The sequence below is a fragment of the Micromonospora sp. KC606 genome (assembly GCF_004348675.1).
Lineage (GTDB): Bacteria > Actinomycetota > Actinomycetes > Mycobacteriales > Micromonosporaceae > Micromonospora.
This window is the reverse complement of the sequence record NZ_SMKN01000052.1, coordinates 1-14,195: the sequence shown is the minus strand read 5'-3', so window position 1 is coordinate 14,195 and position 14,195 is coordinate 1. Positions and strand designations below refer to the sequence as shown.

Annotated in this window: 25 protein-coding genes; 2 read left to right on the top strand and 23 right to left on the bottom strand. The window is 70.8% G+C overall.

Annotation, left to right across the window (positions count from 1 at the left end; genetic code table 11):
* Positions 1-9: 9 nt before the first annotated feature.
* The 15 genes from E1193_RS13460 to E1193_RS13390 form a co-directional block, all read right to left on the bottom strand.
* Entirely contained in the window at positions 10-462 is a 453-nt protein-coding gene (locus E1193_RS13460) for a minor capsid protein (protein ID WP_132183529.1), read from the bottom strand.
* Entirely contained in the window at positions 462-815 is a 354-nt protein-coding gene (locus E1193_RS13455; protein ID WP_132183528.1) for a minor capsid protein, read from the bottom strand. Before E1193_RS13455 ends, E1193_RS13460 begins: the two co-directional genes overlap by 1 nt.
* Positions 816-818: 3 nt before the next feature.
* The gene (locus E1193_RS13450) at positions 819-1,160 is read right to left on the bottom strand and encodes a hypothetical protein (RefSeq protein ID WP_132183527.1); all 342 of its coding nucleotides are present in this window, start codon (positions 1,158-1,160) and stop codon (positions 819-821) included.
* Positions 1,147-1,551 (bottom strand): hypothetical protein, encoded by a 405-nt coding sequence (locus tag E1193_RS13445; RefSeq protein ID WP_132183526.1) that lies wholly within the window; start codon positions 1,549-1,551, stop codon positions 1,147-1,149. The genes E1193_RS13450 and E1193_RS13445 overlap by 14 nt, the downstream gene beginning before the upstream one ends.
* Before the next feature lie 29 nt (positions 1,552-1,580).
* Positions 1,581-2,168, bottom strand: a complete 588-nt coding sequence (locus E1193_RS13440) for a hypothetical protein (RefSeq protein WP_132183525.1) — start codon at positions 2,166-2,168, stop codon at positions 1,581-1,583.
* A 3-nt stretch (positions 2,169-2,171) separates the two neighbouring features.
* On the bottom strand, positions 2,172-2,513 hold the full coding sequence (locus E1193_RS13435) for a hypothetical protein (RefSeq protein ID WP_132183524.1): 342 nt from the start codon (positions 2,511-2,513) through the stop codon (positions 2,172-2,174).
* Positions 2,513-3,574 (bottom strand): major capsid protein, encoded by a 1,062-nt coding sequence (locus E1193_RS13430; protein WP_132183523.1) that lies wholly within the window; start codon positions 3,572-3,574, stop codon positions 2,513-2,515. Before E1193_RS13430 ends, E1193_RS13435 begins: the two co-directional genes overlap by 1 nt.
* Positions 3,575-3,611: 37 nt before the next feature.
* A complete protein-coding gene (locus E1193_RS13425; protein WP_132183522.1) occupies positions 3,612-4,361 on the bottom strand; it encodes a hypothetical protein in 750 nt (249 codons plus the stop codon).
* 105 nt (positions 4,362-4,466) lie between these two features.
* A complete protein-coding gene (locus E1193_RS13420; RefSeq protein WP_243707581.1) occupies positions 4,467-4,721 on the bottom strand; it encodes a hypothetical protein in 255 nt (84 codons plus the stop codon).
* A complete protein-coding gene (locus E1193_RS13415; protein WP_132183521.1) occupies positions 4,718-6,733 on the bottom strand; it encodes a phage minor capsid protein in 2,016 nt (671 codons plus the stop codon). Before E1193_RS13415 ends, E1193_RS13420 begins: the two co-directional genes overlap by 4 nt.
* 6 nt (positions 6,734-6,739) lie before the next feature.
* Complete coding sequence (locus tag E1193_RS13410) at positions 6,740-8,362, bottom strand: phage capsid protein (RefSeq protein ID WP_132183520.1); 1,623 nt, start codon at positions 8,360-8,362, stop codon at positions 6,740-6,742.
* Positions 8,363-8,377: 15 nt separating this feature from the next.
* Complete coding sequence (locus E1193_RS13405) at positions 8,378-8,641, bottom strand: hypothetical protein (protein ID WP_132183519.1); 264 nt, start codon at positions 8,639-8,641, stop codon at positions 8,378-8,380.
* Positions 8,641-8,946 (bottom strand): hypothetical protein, encoded by a 306-nt coding sequence (locus E1193_RS13400; protein WP_132183518.1) that lies wholly within the window; start codon positions 8,944-8,946, stop codon positions 8,641-8,643. The genes E1193_RS13405 and E1193_RS13400 overlap by 1 nt, the downstream gene beginning before the upstream one ends.
* A gap of 15 nt (positions 8,947-8,961) precedes the next feature.
* Positions 8,962-10,248 (bottom strand): phage terminase large subunit, encoded by a 1,287-nt coding sequence (locus tag E1193_RS13395; protein ID WP_132183517.1) that lies wholly within the window; start codon positions 10,246-10,248, stop codon positions 8,962-8,964.
* Positions 10,238-10,768, bottom strand: coding sequence for a helix-turn-helix domain-containing protein (locus tag E1193_RS13390; protein ID WP_132183516.1), 531 nt, complete (start codon positions 10,766-10,768; stop codon positions 10,238-10,240). The genes E1193_RS13395 and E1193_RS13390 overlap by 11 nt, the downstream gene beginning before the upstream one ends.
* Positions 10,769-10,866: 98 nt before the next feature.
* Here E1193_RS13390 and E1193_RS13385 point away from each other — a divergent pair, with 98 nt between their 5' ends.
* Together E1193_RS13385 and E1193_RS13380 are read left to right on the top strand one after the other, a co-directional pair.
* Entirely contained in the window at positions 10,867-11,121 is a 255-nt protein-coding gene (locus E1193_RS13385) for a hypothetical protein (protein WP_132183515.1), read from the top strand.
* A 23-nt stretch (positions 11,122-11,144) separates the two neighbouring features.
* On the top strand, positions 11,145-11,339 hold the full coding sequence (locus E1193_RS13380) for a hypothetical protein (RefSeq protein WP_132183514.1): 195 nt from the start codon (positions 11,145-11,147) through the stop codon (positions 11,337-11,339).
* A 206-nt stretch (positions 11,340-11,545) separates the two neighbouring features.
* Here E1193_RS13380 and E1193_RS13375 read toward each other — a convergent pair whose 3' ends face one another.
* The 8 genes from E1193_RS13375 to E1193_RS31860 form a co-directional block, all read right to left on the bottom strand.
* On the bottom strand, positions 11,546-11,770 hold the full coding sequence (locus E1193_RS13375; RefSeq protein ID WP_132183513.1) for a hypothetical protein: 225 nt from the start codon (positions 11,768-11,770) through the stop codon (positions 11,546-11,548).
* Positions 11,767-12,015 (bottom strand): hypothetical protein, encoded by a 249-nt coding sequence (locus E1193_RS13370; RefSeq protein WP_132183512.1) that lies wholly within the window; start codon positions 12,013-12,015, stop codon positions 11,767-11,769. The genes E1193_RS13375 and E1193_RS13370 overlap by 4 nt, the downstream gene beginning before the upstream one ends.
* Before the next feature lie 74 nt (positions 12,016-12,089).
* Positions 12,090-12,356 carry a hypothetical protein gene (locus E1193_RS13365; RefSeq protein ID WP_132183511.1) on the bottom strand — a complete coding sequence of 89 codons (267 nt, stop codon included), beginning with the start codon at positions 12,354-12,356 and terminating at the stop codon, positions 12,090-12,092.
* Between the two features lie 75 nt (positions 12,357-12,431).
* Positions 12,432-12,737 (bottom strand): hypothetical protein, encoded by a 306-nt coding sequence (locus tag E1193_RS13360; RefSeq protein ID WP_132183510.1) that lies wholly within the window; start codon positions 12,735-12,737, stop codon positions 12,432-12,434.
* Complete coding sequence (locus E1193_RS13355) at positions 12,734-13,411, bottom strand: hypothetical protein (RefSeq protein ID WP_132183509.1); 678 nt, start codon at positions 13,409-13,411, stop codon at positions 12,734-12,736. Before E1193_RS13355 ends, E1193_RS13360 begins: the two co-directional genes overlap by 4 nt.
* A complete protein-coding gene (locus tag E1193_RS33760) occupies positions 13,408-13,542 on the bottom strand; it encodes a hypothetical protein (protein ID WP_279433332.1) in 135 nt (44 codons plus the stop codon). Before E1193_RS33760 ends, E1193_RS13355 begins: the two co-directional genes overlap by 4 nt.
* Positions 13,539-13,841, bottom strand: coding sequence for a hypothetical protein (locus E1193_RS13350; RefSeq protein WP_132183508.1), 303 nt, complete (start codon positions 13,839-13,841; stop codon positions 13,539-13,541). Before E1193_RS13350 ends, E1193_RS33760 begins: the two co-directional genes overlap by 4 nt.
* Positions 13,842-13,920: 79 nt before the next feature.
* Positions 13,921-14,088 (bottom strand): hypothetical protein, encoded by a 168-nt coding sequence (locus E1193_RS31860; protein WP_165945725.1) that lies wholly within the window; start codon positions 14,086-14,088, stop codon positions 13,921-13,923.
* Positions 14,089-14,195: the final 107 nt, after the last annotated feature.

Here is a 14,195-nt window from a genome sequence, read left to right as displayed (position 1 = left end):
GCCTCGCCTTCAGTCGGTGTTGTTCGCGGTTGGCCGCATGGTGTCGAGGTAGTAGTTCTCGCTGCGTTCCCAGCGGCGGTTGCCGTCCTGACCCAGCGATGTGTACGACTGCCGCCAGATCTGGACGACGGGGATGCCGCCCCAGCGCAGGCCTGCGGCGCTGTCGAGCGCGTCGTAGATGGCGTCGGCCAGGTCGTCGCAGTCCCTCGGGTCGTCGGGGACGCCCCGGACGCGGATCTGGATGGCGGTCTGGTGGTCGGCCATGCCCTGCAAGGCGGTGCCGAGCGGGTACGCGGCGAGGGTGATGACCCGGTTCGGGGTCTGCGGCACCGCCCGGATCACGATGCCGGTCTCCTCCGGCGTGTAGATGCCGGAGGTGCGCCAGGTGCCGATGCTGGCCGCGGCAAGGTGCTGGGCGCAGCCGGTGAGGAGTCGGGATGTCCAGCCGTCACCGGTCGCCATCACACCCCCCGGAGGGGTTCGCCGGCGGCCTTGGCGATGATCGCGAGCATGGTGCCCTGGACCTGGACGTCGTTCATGGGCTTCTCCAGGTACTTCGCTTCGCGGCCCTCGTCGTGCCGCAGCGTGAGGTCCTCGTGCTGTCGGACGGCATACGGTCGGTCGTAGGAGACGGCGACGATGCCTGTCGACTCGTCCGAGGTGACCTGACCGGACCGCTCCAGGTCGCCTTCCTCGTGCGGCACGATCTGGGTGGACTCACCGAGCAGGTACTCGCCTGCGAGCTGCGTACCCTCGAACGACGCGGCGTCGAGTAGGGCTTCGATGGTGTCGCCGTTCCACTCGACGAGGGCCACGGCTCACTCCAGGTTCAGTTCGACGTGCTCCGGCAGCGGTAGGCCGTGCGCGGCCAGGTCCGAGCGGGCCAGCACCAGGGACGTGCGGCCGGCCCAGGTCACCCGGGAGCCGGGCGGACACGTCGTGCCGGGCGGCGCGTACACAGTCGTTGACGACACCTGTTCGGCGCCGGCCGCGTCCTGCGTCTGCACGCGCACCAGGCGGCGGGTCTGCTCGACCACGCACGGCGTCACGTCGACCGAGGCCGCGTAGACGGGACCGTACGCGCCGCTGCCCTGGTACGCCTCCACGCTGACCGTGGCCGGGGCGGGGATGCACTCGGCGATGAAGTCAGACCAGTCCATACCAGGTCTCCTGCGGGCCCTGACCGGTTAGCCCAGCAGTCTGGAGGACCAGCCAGGCCTGCGGCCACAGGCCGTTGATCTTCTCCGCCTGCTGCGACGAACCACCCGACCCGCCACCGCGCTGGACGGACACCTTGCCGATGGTGAAGCCGCTGGTCGGCTGCGTCGCACCGGTGCCGGTCAGGTCCCCGGCGGCGATCATCCCGGCGACCTGCTCGATCGTGGCGTCGCGCAGGGCGGCGATCACGTCGGCGTCGGCGGCGTCGTAGGTGGCGCACAGCAGCGCCCGGTCGACGTCCCTGGACGCGCGGGTGAGCAGCAGCGCGGCGGACGCGCCGGCCGGCACAGTCACCGGGTACGCGGTCAGCTCTGCTTCGGTCGCGTACGCCACGCTGCTGCCCCCTCTCGTAGGTGCTGGCGTCAGGTCAGGACGACGCGCGGGACGAACGGCTTCGCGGTGACGGTCGCGATCGTCGCCGGAGCCGTCGCCGTCAGGCTGGAGCCGGACGACTGGGACAGGTTCCGCTCACCCGTCACCACCGGGGTCATCGCGATCGAGCCGATCAGCGAGGGCACCGCGGTGGCGACCACCGTGATCCCCACCCAGTAGATGCCCGTCTCCGTGATGGTGACCGGGGTCGCCAGGGCGACGGTCTTGACCGTGTTGGCCGCCCACGCCGTGCTGGTCTGGTCGGCGGTCTGCGCCAGCAGCGCCGGCGTGGCTGCGCTGCTGTAGAGCGCGAACCAGTAGTTGGTGGGCGTCCCCGCCGCAGTCGCGCCTGAGCGGGCGCTGATGCTGGTGATGACGTCGCCGGCCCGGAGGTACACGGGGACGGAGGTCATCACGCCGGTGGCGAGGGCCGGGTGGCCGGAGTCGCCGGCCGAGTCGATCAGCCCGATGCGGGGCAGGTTGCTGCGGTAGAAGGTGTCCGGGCTGGCCGGGTCCGCCGCGTTGAGGTGCGCGAGCGCGTCGCGGACGTTGCGGGTGTAGCCGCCGAGCTGCGTCATCGCTCAGTCCTCCTTCGGGCCGAGGTACTTCTCGGCCAGCTGGTCGCGGGTGGCCTTGTCCGCCTCCTCGGCGGTCATGCCGCCGTGCTCGACGGCCCAGGTCACCCAGTCGGCCTTGGACGCGGACCGGGCCGGCGGATCGACCGGCTCCGGCTCCGCGGTGACGGCTGGCTCGGCCTGCGCCTCTTCGACGGGCTCGACCTGGTAGCCCTTGCGCCGGAAGTACGCCAGCGTCCGCCGGTTCTCCTGGCTGCTGTCGTCGACCGTCGCCTTGCCGTCGACCAGGGTGATACCGGCAACCTTCGTCGTGACCGCCTCCGGGGCGGTGACCAGGAACTTCGCCATCACTGCACCTTGACCTTCCGGAGCACACCGCAGCTCTTGGTGCTCTTCAGCACCATCGCGGTCGGCCCCATCTCGATCTCGCCGGTCTTGACCGCGCCCGCTCGGGTGAAGTCCGGCATCCACGTCTCAACCAGCGGCTTCCCCGCCACGGACGCGGCGTGGAGGGCGTCCATGCCGAACGTGACCGCGTACAGGTCGGTCAGGCCCGTGATCGTGGAGCCTCCGCCGCCCTCGTCGGCGTCGGCCGAGTAGATCGGGATGATCGGGCTGGAGCCGAGCTGCCCGTCGCCTAGGTCGACGAGGACCCAGTCGCCGTACCGCTCGACCCGACGGCCGAGGTCGTCCTTGTCAGCGGTGTAGAGGCCAGCCCAGCGGGCGAGCGCCCGGATCCGGGTGATGCTCTTGGTGTTGCCGAGGATGGCCTTCTCGCCGGGCGGCAGCGCGCCCGGGGTGCCGAGGTCCCCGCCGCCGGTCTTCGACGGGATGATCTGGGCGAGCATCTCGTCGAGCCGGTCCAGCGCGGCCATCGCGAGGGGCTGGGAGATGATCGTGCCGGCGGTCCAGTCGAGGTAGCCGTCGGTGACCCCGTTGTCCAGCGGGTCGTACTCGGTGGCCGTCCCCGTGAGGCTCTTGTCGAGGCCGTCGAAGCCCGCCGAGTCGACCGCGGTGTCACCGTTGATGAGCTCCTCCTGCCACTTCTGCTGAGTGGCGGTGAGCAGCTGCTGCATCTGGAAGGTGACCTCGTTGGTGGCCGGCTGGCCCAGGTTCGCGAGGACCCGGTCGATCTCGAACGCCCCACCGTGCGGCTTCAGGTCGACGGTGTAGCGGTTGCGGATAGCCTTCGACGGCGTGTACTCGGTGTTGAGCTGCCGGAACGCGGCCGTACGCGGGGTGGTCAGGCGGGTGTACCCGTAGGTGAGGGTTCCGCCACCGGTCGGGTTGACGACATCGTCGAAGACGATGCGGTCCAGGAGCCAGGAGTACCGGCGCAGGTTGTCGATCACCGCGAAGGCGACGTCGTCCTGCGTGTTCACCTGGGCCTGGGCGAGGGTGATAGCCACGGTCGGCTACTCCTGTCCTGGTTGGTGTGGATGGTGCTTACTGGCCGGCCATGCGGGCGGCGATGGCCGCGCCGAGGCCGGCGGGCCGCTGGCGTCCGCCGTTGTTGCCGCCGGTGTGGTCCGTCCCCTGGCGGGCCGGCCCTTGGCCTCCCGTGACGGCGGCGGCGAGCTTCGGGTTGGCCTTGATCGCGGCCTTGATCGCGTCGGTGACCTTGTCGTCGAAGTCGACCGCGGTCGGGTCGAGGTCCTTGACGGCGGCCCGGAATCGGGTGCTGTCGAGGAGGGCATCCGGGTCGCCGCCGGCCTTGCCGGCGCGCTTGTAGACCGCCAGCTCGACGGCCGTGTCGCGGGCCTGCGCAGCGGCGGCGTCCCGCTCGGCGGCGACCGCCTTGAGCTGCTCGGCCGGGTCGGCCTGCCCGTCCGGGGTGAGACCGGCGGCCTTGAGGATCGCAGCGACGCGCTCCCGTTCCGCCTTGGCGTCGCCCTTGGCCTTCTTCTCGGCTTCGCGGGCGGCGGCGATGGCACGCCGTGCTCGCTCGGCGTCGAATTCGCCGTCGATGGTCGGGCCGTCCTTGCTGCTGGTGCCGTCGCCCTGGCCGCCCTTGCCGCCTTGGCCGTCACCTCCAGCGTCTGTGCCACCGGCGCTGTCTCCGCCGTCGGAGCCAGCACCATCGCCGTCTGCATCTCCGCTACCGCCGGCGGCCAGCCGGATCGGCCGTCCGTCCTTCCGGTAGCCGATGACCTGGCCGGCGAGGGCGCTGAGGGTACGGCGTCGGGTGTGCTGCATGACAAGCCCTCCTTGAGGGTGTCGGTGGATTGGTGCTGCCGGGCCTTGCCGCAGGCAGCTGCTACCGCGCCCGCAGTACGGGCGACGGACGAAAGAGGGTGGCCCCTACCGGAGAACCATGACCTGTCGGGCGCGACGGTGGAACTCGTCCTGCGCGGGACCCGGGGCGTCGAGGTCCACGTGGTGCAGGTTGTAGTCGCTGCCCGGGGTGGGGTGTTCCTCCGGCCGGAATCCGGCCGCGTCGGCGGTCTCCGCCACCCATTCGCGGTGCAACTCGCCGAGCTCCTGGAGCCGCCGGACCCGAGCCTCGGAGGGGCGCACGGGCCGGCGGCGGGGACGTGGCATCTGCGACGACGTCACAGCCACTTCACCCCCTGCCAGTCGCTACCCAGCATTGCTCTCTTGCCGATCCACTCGTTCCCGGTGGCGGCAGACCGGCCGCACTGGCTGATCTCGTACGCGCTCGGGTACGCATCCGAGCCGAACGGCGCCGTGTCCGCTCTGTCGAGGATAGCCGCGGCCTCCACAAGCTGGGCGTCTAGCGCGTCGGCCCGCGCACCCAGCCGGGCGGCCTCGTCGTCGTCGGCCTGCTCGGCTTCTTCCCGCAGGTCTGTCACCTCGTCTTCGACCATGTCGATGATGAAGCGAAGCCGGTCGAGGACCGATTCGGCGGATTCCTCGTCGGCGAAGTCGTAGCCGTGGCTGGCCCACGTGTAGCCGCCGACGTCGATGTTGGCGTGGACCTCGATGCGGCTGATCCCCTGCGACCGGTACCAGGTTTCGAGGCGGCCGTTGAACTCCGTGGCGAAGCCCTTGCCGCGGGTGCTCGGGTCGAGTTGCAGGTAGGCGTGCACGGCAACCAGCTCGCCGGCCTCGTCGCGGTAGAAGCCGCGCATCACTGTGCCGACAGGCTCGGCGTTCAGGTCGTCGTCTGGGTAGATGTCGCCGCGAACCAGGATGCCGGGCAAGTCGCCGTCCACGCCGTACTCGTCATACAGCTCGACGCCTTGGACTTCGACGGTGAGGCCGGCGTAGTCGCCGCCGATCACGTCGGCCATCACGTCGCGGACCATGGCCCGGTTCGCTGACTGGCGCAGGTCGACGGCCAGGAGGCCGAGCAGGTCGTCGACGCGGGCCGGCGGCTGGGTTGCCCTGGTCCGGCGAGGCAGCGGCGGAGGCGGCGTCGGCGAGGGGGCGGGTGCCGGCGGCGGCGAAGCTGCCGGCCTGGGCCCAGGTGGCAGGTTCCCCGCGCCGATCTGCTCCCGGTAAGGCAGGCGCTTCAGCTCCGGGTGGGCGGCCAGATGCTCACGCATGGCCTTCTGCCAGGCCCGAACCTTCGCCCGGGCGGCCCCCTCAGCCGCGGGCTCGAGAGCCGCCTGCTCGCGTTCCTTCCACTTCCGGATCTGCCGCTCGATCGCCCGCTGCCGCTCCTTGGCCTCGTAGCCGTCAGGGTTCGCCAGGTTGCCGGTCGGGGTCCGGGTCGCACCAGGCAGGTACGCGCGGACCGAGTGCGTGCAGTTGGGATGCTGGAGGCCAGCGGCCCGGGCCTCCGTGAGCGACCCGGCGATGTCCACCGTCACCGTGCCGTTCGACACGGCCGAGGGCACCTGGACGCGGCCACGACGCCCCCCGGCGATGGTGAGGACCTTGCCCTCCCACGGCCGGCACAACGGGCATTCGCGTGGGCTGTTGGACACGAGGACCAGGTCGACGCCGAGGTCCTGGAGCCGGTCCGTCTGGCCCTGCACCGCGGCGCGTTGGGTGACGGTACGCGCGCCCATCTCGACGTAGCTGCTCAGGCGCCACCGGCGGCCCCGGACGTCGGTGAACGACGTGACGCCCTGGTCGACGAACCGCTGGTAGGCGTGCTGCGCGGCCTGCCGGCGCGTCTGGCCGGCGGCGACGCTGACGGCGGTCGCCCGTTGGATCACCGTGCGGTAGACGTCCTCGACGTGTCTCAGCACGTTGGAGTGCTTCTGGCCGATGTCGTTGACGAGCGCCGCGGCCAGGTTCTCGATGACCGCGGCGCGTGGTACCTGCGCCCGGGCCGCTGCGGCGGCAGCCAGGTCCAGATCCCGTGGCCAGTACCGCCGGGGCACCTCGACGGTCGCGGCGGCCCGGCCGGACCGGTAGGCGTCGGCGACCGCCTGCCGGATCCGGTCCGCGCCGGCCGCGCCGACCAGGGCCAGGGTGCGCTCGACCGCGCGCCGCAACGCGGACATGGCACCGAGCCGGCGGACCGCCCAGTCGGGGGCGTCGAGTCCGTCCGCCAGGTAGCGGGTGACCGTGGCCAGGATCGACGTCTCGGCCTCCCGGTACAGGTCGGCGGCGTCGCGGGCGATGTCCTCGATCTGCTCGGGTGGCACGGGCATCGGGGATCACTCCTCGCCGGGCTGACCCTCGCCCTCATTGCCGCCGTTGGGCTGGTTGCCGGCCAGTGCGCCGAGGGAACTGCCGACGTCCACTGGGGTCGGCTCGTCCTCCCGGATGCGGTTCACCTCGTCCCGGACTTGCTCGTCGTCCCAGTCGGGATGCACCATCCGCACCTTGGTCTCGATGGAGATGGCGTTGGCGGCGTCGAGGAGCTGCACCGTGCGGGCCACCGTCTCCGGTGCCTCGGAAACGCTGTCGCCGAACTCGACGTTCGGCCGCTGAGGCTCTGCCTTGCCGTTGAGCTGGGCGCGTTCAACGGCGAGGAGCAGCTCGACGGCGTCGGCGACGCCGGCCCGCCAGGAGCCCTGGATCCGGTTGCCCCGGGTTGTGAAGGACTGCCGCTCCCTGGCCTGGACCTCCGTGGCAGTGACCGCCACGTCGCCTTCCTCGCCGAGGGTCTGGGCGGACAGGCCGGCGTGCCGCATCGCTACTTCGGTGAGCGCGTCGGCGGTGGCCTTGTGCTCGGCGTGCCGGATCGCGAACTGGCTGAGGGTAATGCCCTGGCCGGTGGCGTTGCCGGTGACTGGGAGCGCGTTGATCGCGGCGTACACCTCCCGATCCGCGTCCCACGTCGCGCCCTGCCCCGGCCCGTTCGACTGGAGCATGTAGTCGGGGATCATGATGCGGGCGCGGGCGAGCCGGATGTCTCGCATCCAGGACGTCCATGTCTCATCGATCCGGTCGAAGATCTGCTCGTTGCCGTCGAAGTCGCTGCGGCCCAGGTACTTCAGGCCCGGTTCGGTACGCCAGCGGCGCTGCGGGCCGCAGTTGGCGATCCGGACGACGTCGAGGCGGTCGAGACCGGTCGCCTGGGCGCCGGTCTCGTCGACCAGGTCGGCGAGGTGGGTGCTGCCGGCGTGGTCGGCGAGGCTGATGGCCCGACCGAGCTGGGTGGGTGTGCCCTCGTACACCCTGTACTCGATGCGGCCGGCCCGGCTGCCGTCAGCGCCGGTGACCACGTCGTGGTGCTCCAACAGCCGAATCACCCGCTGGCCGTCGTTCTCCAGCTCCGACCAGAAGGTCACCTCGACCAGCCGCCCCCACCGAATCACCGGCAGTGCTCCGTCGGCGTGCACGGTGCCGAGAAAGGCGCGATCGGGGTAGACGTCGCGGTCGATCACGGGCCGGAGGTAGACGTCACCGAAGGCGCTGTCGGCTTCGGCGGCGTGGAGCAGGGTGGTGTTGAGGCCGTCCTCCTGGAGCAGCTCCAGCCTGGCCTGGACCGTCACGTTCTCGGAGGTCAGGGTCGGTGGTTCGGCGAACAGCAGGTTCGCCGCAGTGGCGGCCAGGTCGGCGGGCAGCGGCACGTGGAGACGGCCGTCCCGTTGTCCCGGGGTGGGAGGGTTGCCCCACAGCCAGCGGGACAGGTAGCCGACTATGCCGCCTGCGTACTGTCCGGCCCGGACACGCTGGGACGGAGGGAGGCTCTGACCGGCGACAGTGCGGTTGAGGTAGACGGTGCGGAGCCGGTCGGGGTCGCCGGTGTACCAGGCGTCCCAGTCGCGGTAGGCGGCGTAGGCGAGGCCGTAGGCGGGTGGCGGCCAGGCGCCGCCGGTCGGGATCGGCACCGGGCCCTCCGTTCGTCAGGCCAGACTGGCCAGGGTCAGCGGGTTGACCGCACACGCGTCATCGGGCAGCTGCTCGCCCTCGCTAGCCCAGGAGGCGTAGCCGTCCACGGTCACCAGGGCGCCGGTCGGCCACGTCGCAGGCGTCGGGTCCTGGCCCGCAGGTACGGCGATGCGGGCGAGGTCGTACTCGACGAGGATGTCGCCGCACCATCCGCACCGCTGCCGCATGTACCGGTCGCTGATGGTGATCTGCGGGGCGGCGATGTGTGTAACGGACATCAGACGCGCGGGGGCCAGATCCAGTGGCCGTGCTGGCCGGGCTCGCCCTCGCTGCGGGAGGTGGCCCAGTAGGTGTCGGTGCCGTCCAGGTTCACCTGGAGGTTGACGGCGCTGCCGCCGAACGTGCGAACCACCTCGGCCGGGAATGTCTGCCCGGCCTCGGCGCGGTTGCCGACGTGGGCCTGGAAGCCCTCGTTGCCGGGCCCGGTCGGCCGGTTGGCGAAGTCCTGGCGCCGCCGGTTGATCTGCTCGGCGTCCTGCTCGGTGAGGGTGTAGTGGACGATGCGGCCGATGGTGGGCTGCACAGGGATCTCCGTTCGTCAGGCTGCGAGTGCATGGGCGGACCGCAGCAGCGGACGCCACAGCACCTCAGCGGTCTTGATCGCGTACCGGGCGGCGTCGATCGAGTGGTCATCGGCCTTGATCGGCGCGTCCTCGCCCCGCTCTGCGGCCTTGTCGTCCCAGGAGTAGCCCGGGATCTCGTTGATCAGGCCCTGGCACGACCGGTGGATCCGCAGCTGGTCGTTGCCGAGCAGCGACGACATGAGCCGAATCCCGTCAAGCACGGAGTTGTCGGCGAGTGCCGGCGTCATGCCGTCCTCGTGCAGCTGGAGCCGCAGCGACGCGGCCGACGGGTCGACCACAGTCCACTCCGGGGCTACGCCCTTGAGCCCGGCCGCGCCGGGGACCTCGAGGCCGGCCAGCCAGGCACGCAGCTCGCGCGACAGGCTGGAGTCGGTGAGCTGCCGTCGGGCGGTCGCCGGGTCGTGCCGCCACTCGTGGGTGAGGTACAGGCGTCCGTCCTGGCCGGCGCCGAGGATGAGGGCGGCGGTGGCGTTGCGGGTGCCGTAGTCGATGCCCAGGCTGACCCACCTGTGGATGGCCGGCAGGACCGGTACGACGTGGCGGTCCTCGTCGAACATGTCGAAGACGGCGCCCTCGGCCTGGACCCATCGGCCCTCGATGAACCGCTTGTACCAGAGTCCGACGTACTCGACCTTCAGGTCGGCCACGTATTGCGGGTCGAGGTGCGGGTTATCGTCGAGGGTGCTGTGCCACGTCCGGAGGTTCAGCTCACCCTGGCGGAGCAGGTACTTCTTCCGCAGCCAGTGGTTGGGGGCGTCCGGGTTGGTGGTTCCGAACAGCTTCGCGCCGGCCACGGAGAGGCGGGCGAGGACCTGCGTGAAGAACGGCTCCGGGACGGTGGTCAGCTCGTCGCCGTACGCCAGGCACAGGGTCATGCCGCGGACCTTCGGCTCGGCCTTGGCGTCGTTCGCGCCTAGGACGTCGACCTCGCGGCCGAGGATCGTGCCGGTCGGTGCTCCCGGGTTGTACTTCACCAGCCTGGCGAGGGGGCCGAAGATGGCCGGGTCGGTGAGCACCGCGAAGACGTTGCGGTTGACGGACTCGCGGGTCTTGCCGAACAGCAGCACGCGGCCGGAGCTGGGCGCGGCGGCGACGGCCAGGAGGAACCGGAGCAGGCTGGACACGGTCTTGCCGGACCGGACCGAGCCCTGCCAGATGTTGAGCCGGGCGGTGGACTCCACCACGGATCGCAGGTGGACCGGGGATAGGGTCCGGCCGACTGCGTCGAGGTCAACCGGCATCGGGGGTCTCGGTGCGGTTGAGCTGGTCGTACGCTGCGCCGAGGCCTGCGGCAAGGGCGCCGAGCATGCTCTTCGCAGCGTCGATGCCGGGGTCGGCGTCGTACTCGTCGAGGCGGACCGACTTGTCGGCGGCGATCCCGACGGCCTGCATGATCTTCAGCTTGTCCGCGAAGGTCGGCTCGTTCATGGTCCAGTCGACGCGGTCGTACTCCTTGCCTCCGTGGTCAACGTAGTGCGCGGGCTCCCAGAGCTGCTGGCGGAGTCGGGCGGCGTCGTCGAGGAGGTCGTTGGCCAGGGCGGCGCGCTTGGCCCGGGCGTCGACGACCTTCGCCTCGGTGGCGGCGCGGGTGCGGGTGCGCTCGAAGTCGAGACCCAGCTCGTCGGCGATGCGGGAGACGGTGCGGCCAGAGCGGTTGATCCGGCGGGCGATCTCGTTGCGGGACAGGTCCTGCGCGTGCAGCTCGCGGACCTGGTCGTAGTCGACCTGGGTGACGGGCCGGGGCGCGGGGCGATCGGTCATGGCTACTCCGTCCCGGCGCCTTGTCCGGTCAGGGATTGGACAGGTGGGAGGACCGTTCGGGTCTTCCCGGGCTGGTGGGTGGCGGGGACGATGTCCGGATGCATCCACAGGACCCGTACCAGCCTCAGCCGCAGTACCCGCCTCAGCAGTACCCGCCCCAGCAGCCGCCGGTGGTGTACGTGCAGCCACCGTCCAACAAGGCGGCGACGGTGGGGATCTGGGTGATCGTGGCGTGGATCGTGGCTCCGGTCCTGCTGATCGTGCTGTGTTGCGCGGGGTGCATGGCGACCGGGATGGCCGGGTCGTTTATGGAGGGTTTCAACGACGGGGTGTCGTCGACACCCTCTCCGTGATGGTGGCAGCTAACGTCGCCAGCATGAGTGAGAATGCCTTCAAGGGCGTCACGGTCAGAGTCCCCGCCAACACGATGACCAACGAGGTCAGGCACGAGAGCGCCACCACCATCGACGTGTCGGACGGGCACCTCCAGGTCAAGAAGAGCGGCTCGTCGACGAAGACCATCGCGATCTACGCGCCAGGCAAGTGGCTGAGCGCTGTCGTCTCGCAGTGAGGGTGTGCGGGCAGGCCGGCCACCACAGCAGCCTGCCCGCGCCCCGAGCCCGCGCGTCCCGCCCCCGGGACGCCACGTCCAGCGCGACGACGGCGCAGGGGTACACGCCCTCCCGTCGCCGTCACGCTGGACGCACAACAGCCCGGGAGCAGATGCTCTACCGGGCCGCGGGCACACTCCGCCTGTAGCGGTGCGTGAACAAATGATCAGGCCGGAACGGCCGCCGGGTCAAGTCGGCGAGGTCGTCCGCGTGTCGAGCGTCGCTTCGCGGCCTCGATGGTGGCGGCTTCGTCCAGTGGCGAGCGGCCCTCGATGGTGGTGAGGCCGTCGCGGTCGCGCCAGCGGCGGATCATGGCGGGGGTGACGTCGGGGCCGAGGGCTGCGGCGAGTTCGCGGTCGGTGCCCCAGTGGCGGCCGGCCGCGTAGATCACGGCTCGCCGAGTTGGCGCTCGATGTCGGACAGGTCGAAGCTGATAGCCAACTCGGCGAGGGCGGCGCGTAGCGCTGCCTGGTCCTCGATGAGCACCCTCAGGAGCGAGACGAGTGAGCCGGCTCCGCGGCGGGCCTCGTCTCCTTCACCGAGCAGGGCGAAGAAGCCTTCGCGGTCGCCATCGATGGCCAGCAGAGCGAGTCGGGCGCCGAGTCCCAGTACCTGGCTCATCTTCTGCTCGTCCATGACCTCATCGTACCTTCCTAGGTCGCACGCCCCTGCCGCGCATAACCGTGATTATGATGCGCAATTCCTGGGAATTATTGATCTTGCGAGGGGTCGCGCGGCTCTTCCAACTGCATTCCCACAAGCTGACCTGTCGGCAGGTATGCGGCCTGTATCGCCGCGATGAGCGACACGCCATGCCGGAGGTGGTAGCACGTCTCGCAGCCGGGGCATTGCCCGTCGTGGGAGGCGGCTGCGTCGCGGATAATTCCGATGAGGTGCCTGGCAATCTCGCTGGGGTCGGGCAAACGGCGGTCGAACTGCTGACGGTAGTGCTCGGCGATCTCGGGGTCGGGCTGCATGGGCTGAGGATAGGTCGGCGAGCGACCTCGGGCGGCGGGGTACGCGGCTCCGCAAGCCATACGACCTGAGCGTGTCTACTTTGACGCTCGATCGAGACGGCGGGACTGTCGGATCCGCTCTCGGGCCCGGCGCCGCTTGGCACGGATGCTCCGCCTAGTGGCTACGCCGTCGACATGACCCGTGTGGGCCATCCAAAGCCCGGAGCCACCGCACAGCAGAAGGATCACAGCCGACACCACCGCTATCGGATTCGCGGCGATATAGCGGCCGGTGACGGCGAGCAGGTAGATGACCGCCGCTGCGATGAGGTTGGCCAGGACGTTGACCGCGACGTCGCGTGCAAACTTCTGCCGGGCGGCGGCGGGGGAAGGACCGGTCACCTTTCCCATCGTGGCTGGTGCCGGCAATCGGTGCGGGCATCCGCGATCGCGCTGATCACGACGGAGCGGGGCCAGACGTGGGCTACACCCTCCACCGCCCCAGGCATCCCGCATGGGCAGCCCTGGCCGATGCACAGCCGGCCGGTCGCACACACGACGGTCCAGGCGTCGACCGGCCCGGCGGTCTGGACGTACAGCTGACGCTCGCCGCAGTGCGGGCAGGCGATCCCGGGCAGCGGCGCGCGGGCGGGGCCGGTGCCGATGGCGTTGCGAATCCAGGTGTCCTCGTCGGCCAGGTGGCGGGCGACGAGGGCGGCGGTTCCGGGCAGGGCGCGTGGGGTGGCGTCGAGGATGAGCCGGAGCGGGTCGGGGCCGTCGAGGCGGAGCATGGCGGCGACTCCGGTGATGCGGCGGTCGGCGCGGGCGAGCAGGAGGGCCCACCGGTTGAGGCGGGGTGGCCGGTCGGCGGTGGCGACCATGGACGGTGTGGGGTCGCCGTGGCCGCCGAGGGCGTGCCGGCGGCCCCACGCCGGGGAGCGGAGGGCTTCGGGGGCTTCGAGCTGCTCGGCGGTGATCTGGGCGGCTTCCTCTTCGGCGAGCAGCTGAAGGCGGGTGCGTGCCATGTGGAGGGACCATCCGGCGGCGGTGGCGGCGAGGTGGTGCGGCGAGGTCACGAGGCTCCCCAGGTGGTGATGTCGCGGCGGTAGGTGGCGGCGGTGTTGGGGCTGCGGCAGCCGTCGAGGTAGGCGGCCAGCAGCCGGGCGTGCGGGTCGCCCTCGGCGGGCAGCGGGACGAGGGTGGTCACGGCTTCGTCCGCGCTGACACGGTGGGAGCGCAGACACGCAGCGGCATTTCGTCCGCGGTGACGTCATGAAACGGAAAGTCGACGCGGTGGTACGCGTCGCAGCCACCCGCCAGGCCGGCGCACCAGTACACGTCAGGGCGGTCGGGCCACGCCAGAGGTCGAGGCGGCGTTTCCTGATCGCGGAGGACTCGCGCGAACCACTCATGCGCCCCGGGTGTCGCGGTGGGATCGAACGTTGGCTCTGGTGCGTCAGTCGCGCAGCAGTCCTCGACGGCCTGCATCACCTTGTCGATGAACACGGCTCTCCTTAATCCATTCGTAGGGGCATGACGGGCCGGGCGTGCGGGTCGCCCGGCTGCGGCACGGCGGCGAGAGCGGTCACGGCTGGACCGACGCTCTGCGCTCGTGGAACTTCTCCAGCTCGCGGAGAGCGGCCTCAATGCGGGGCCAGGCCTCCGGATCGTCGTCCCCAGGGCGCTCCAGGTACTGATTGATCATCAGGGAGGCGATGCGGTGTGCCTCGCGCTTGGCAGCTCGCTTGTCCATCTTGGCTTCTCCTTGATCCATCTCTACGGGCAGAACGCGGCTTCTGGGGTTCATGCGGCGCAGCCGGGGGGTGGGTGCATCTCTTGGGGGGTGTCGGCGGTGAGGTG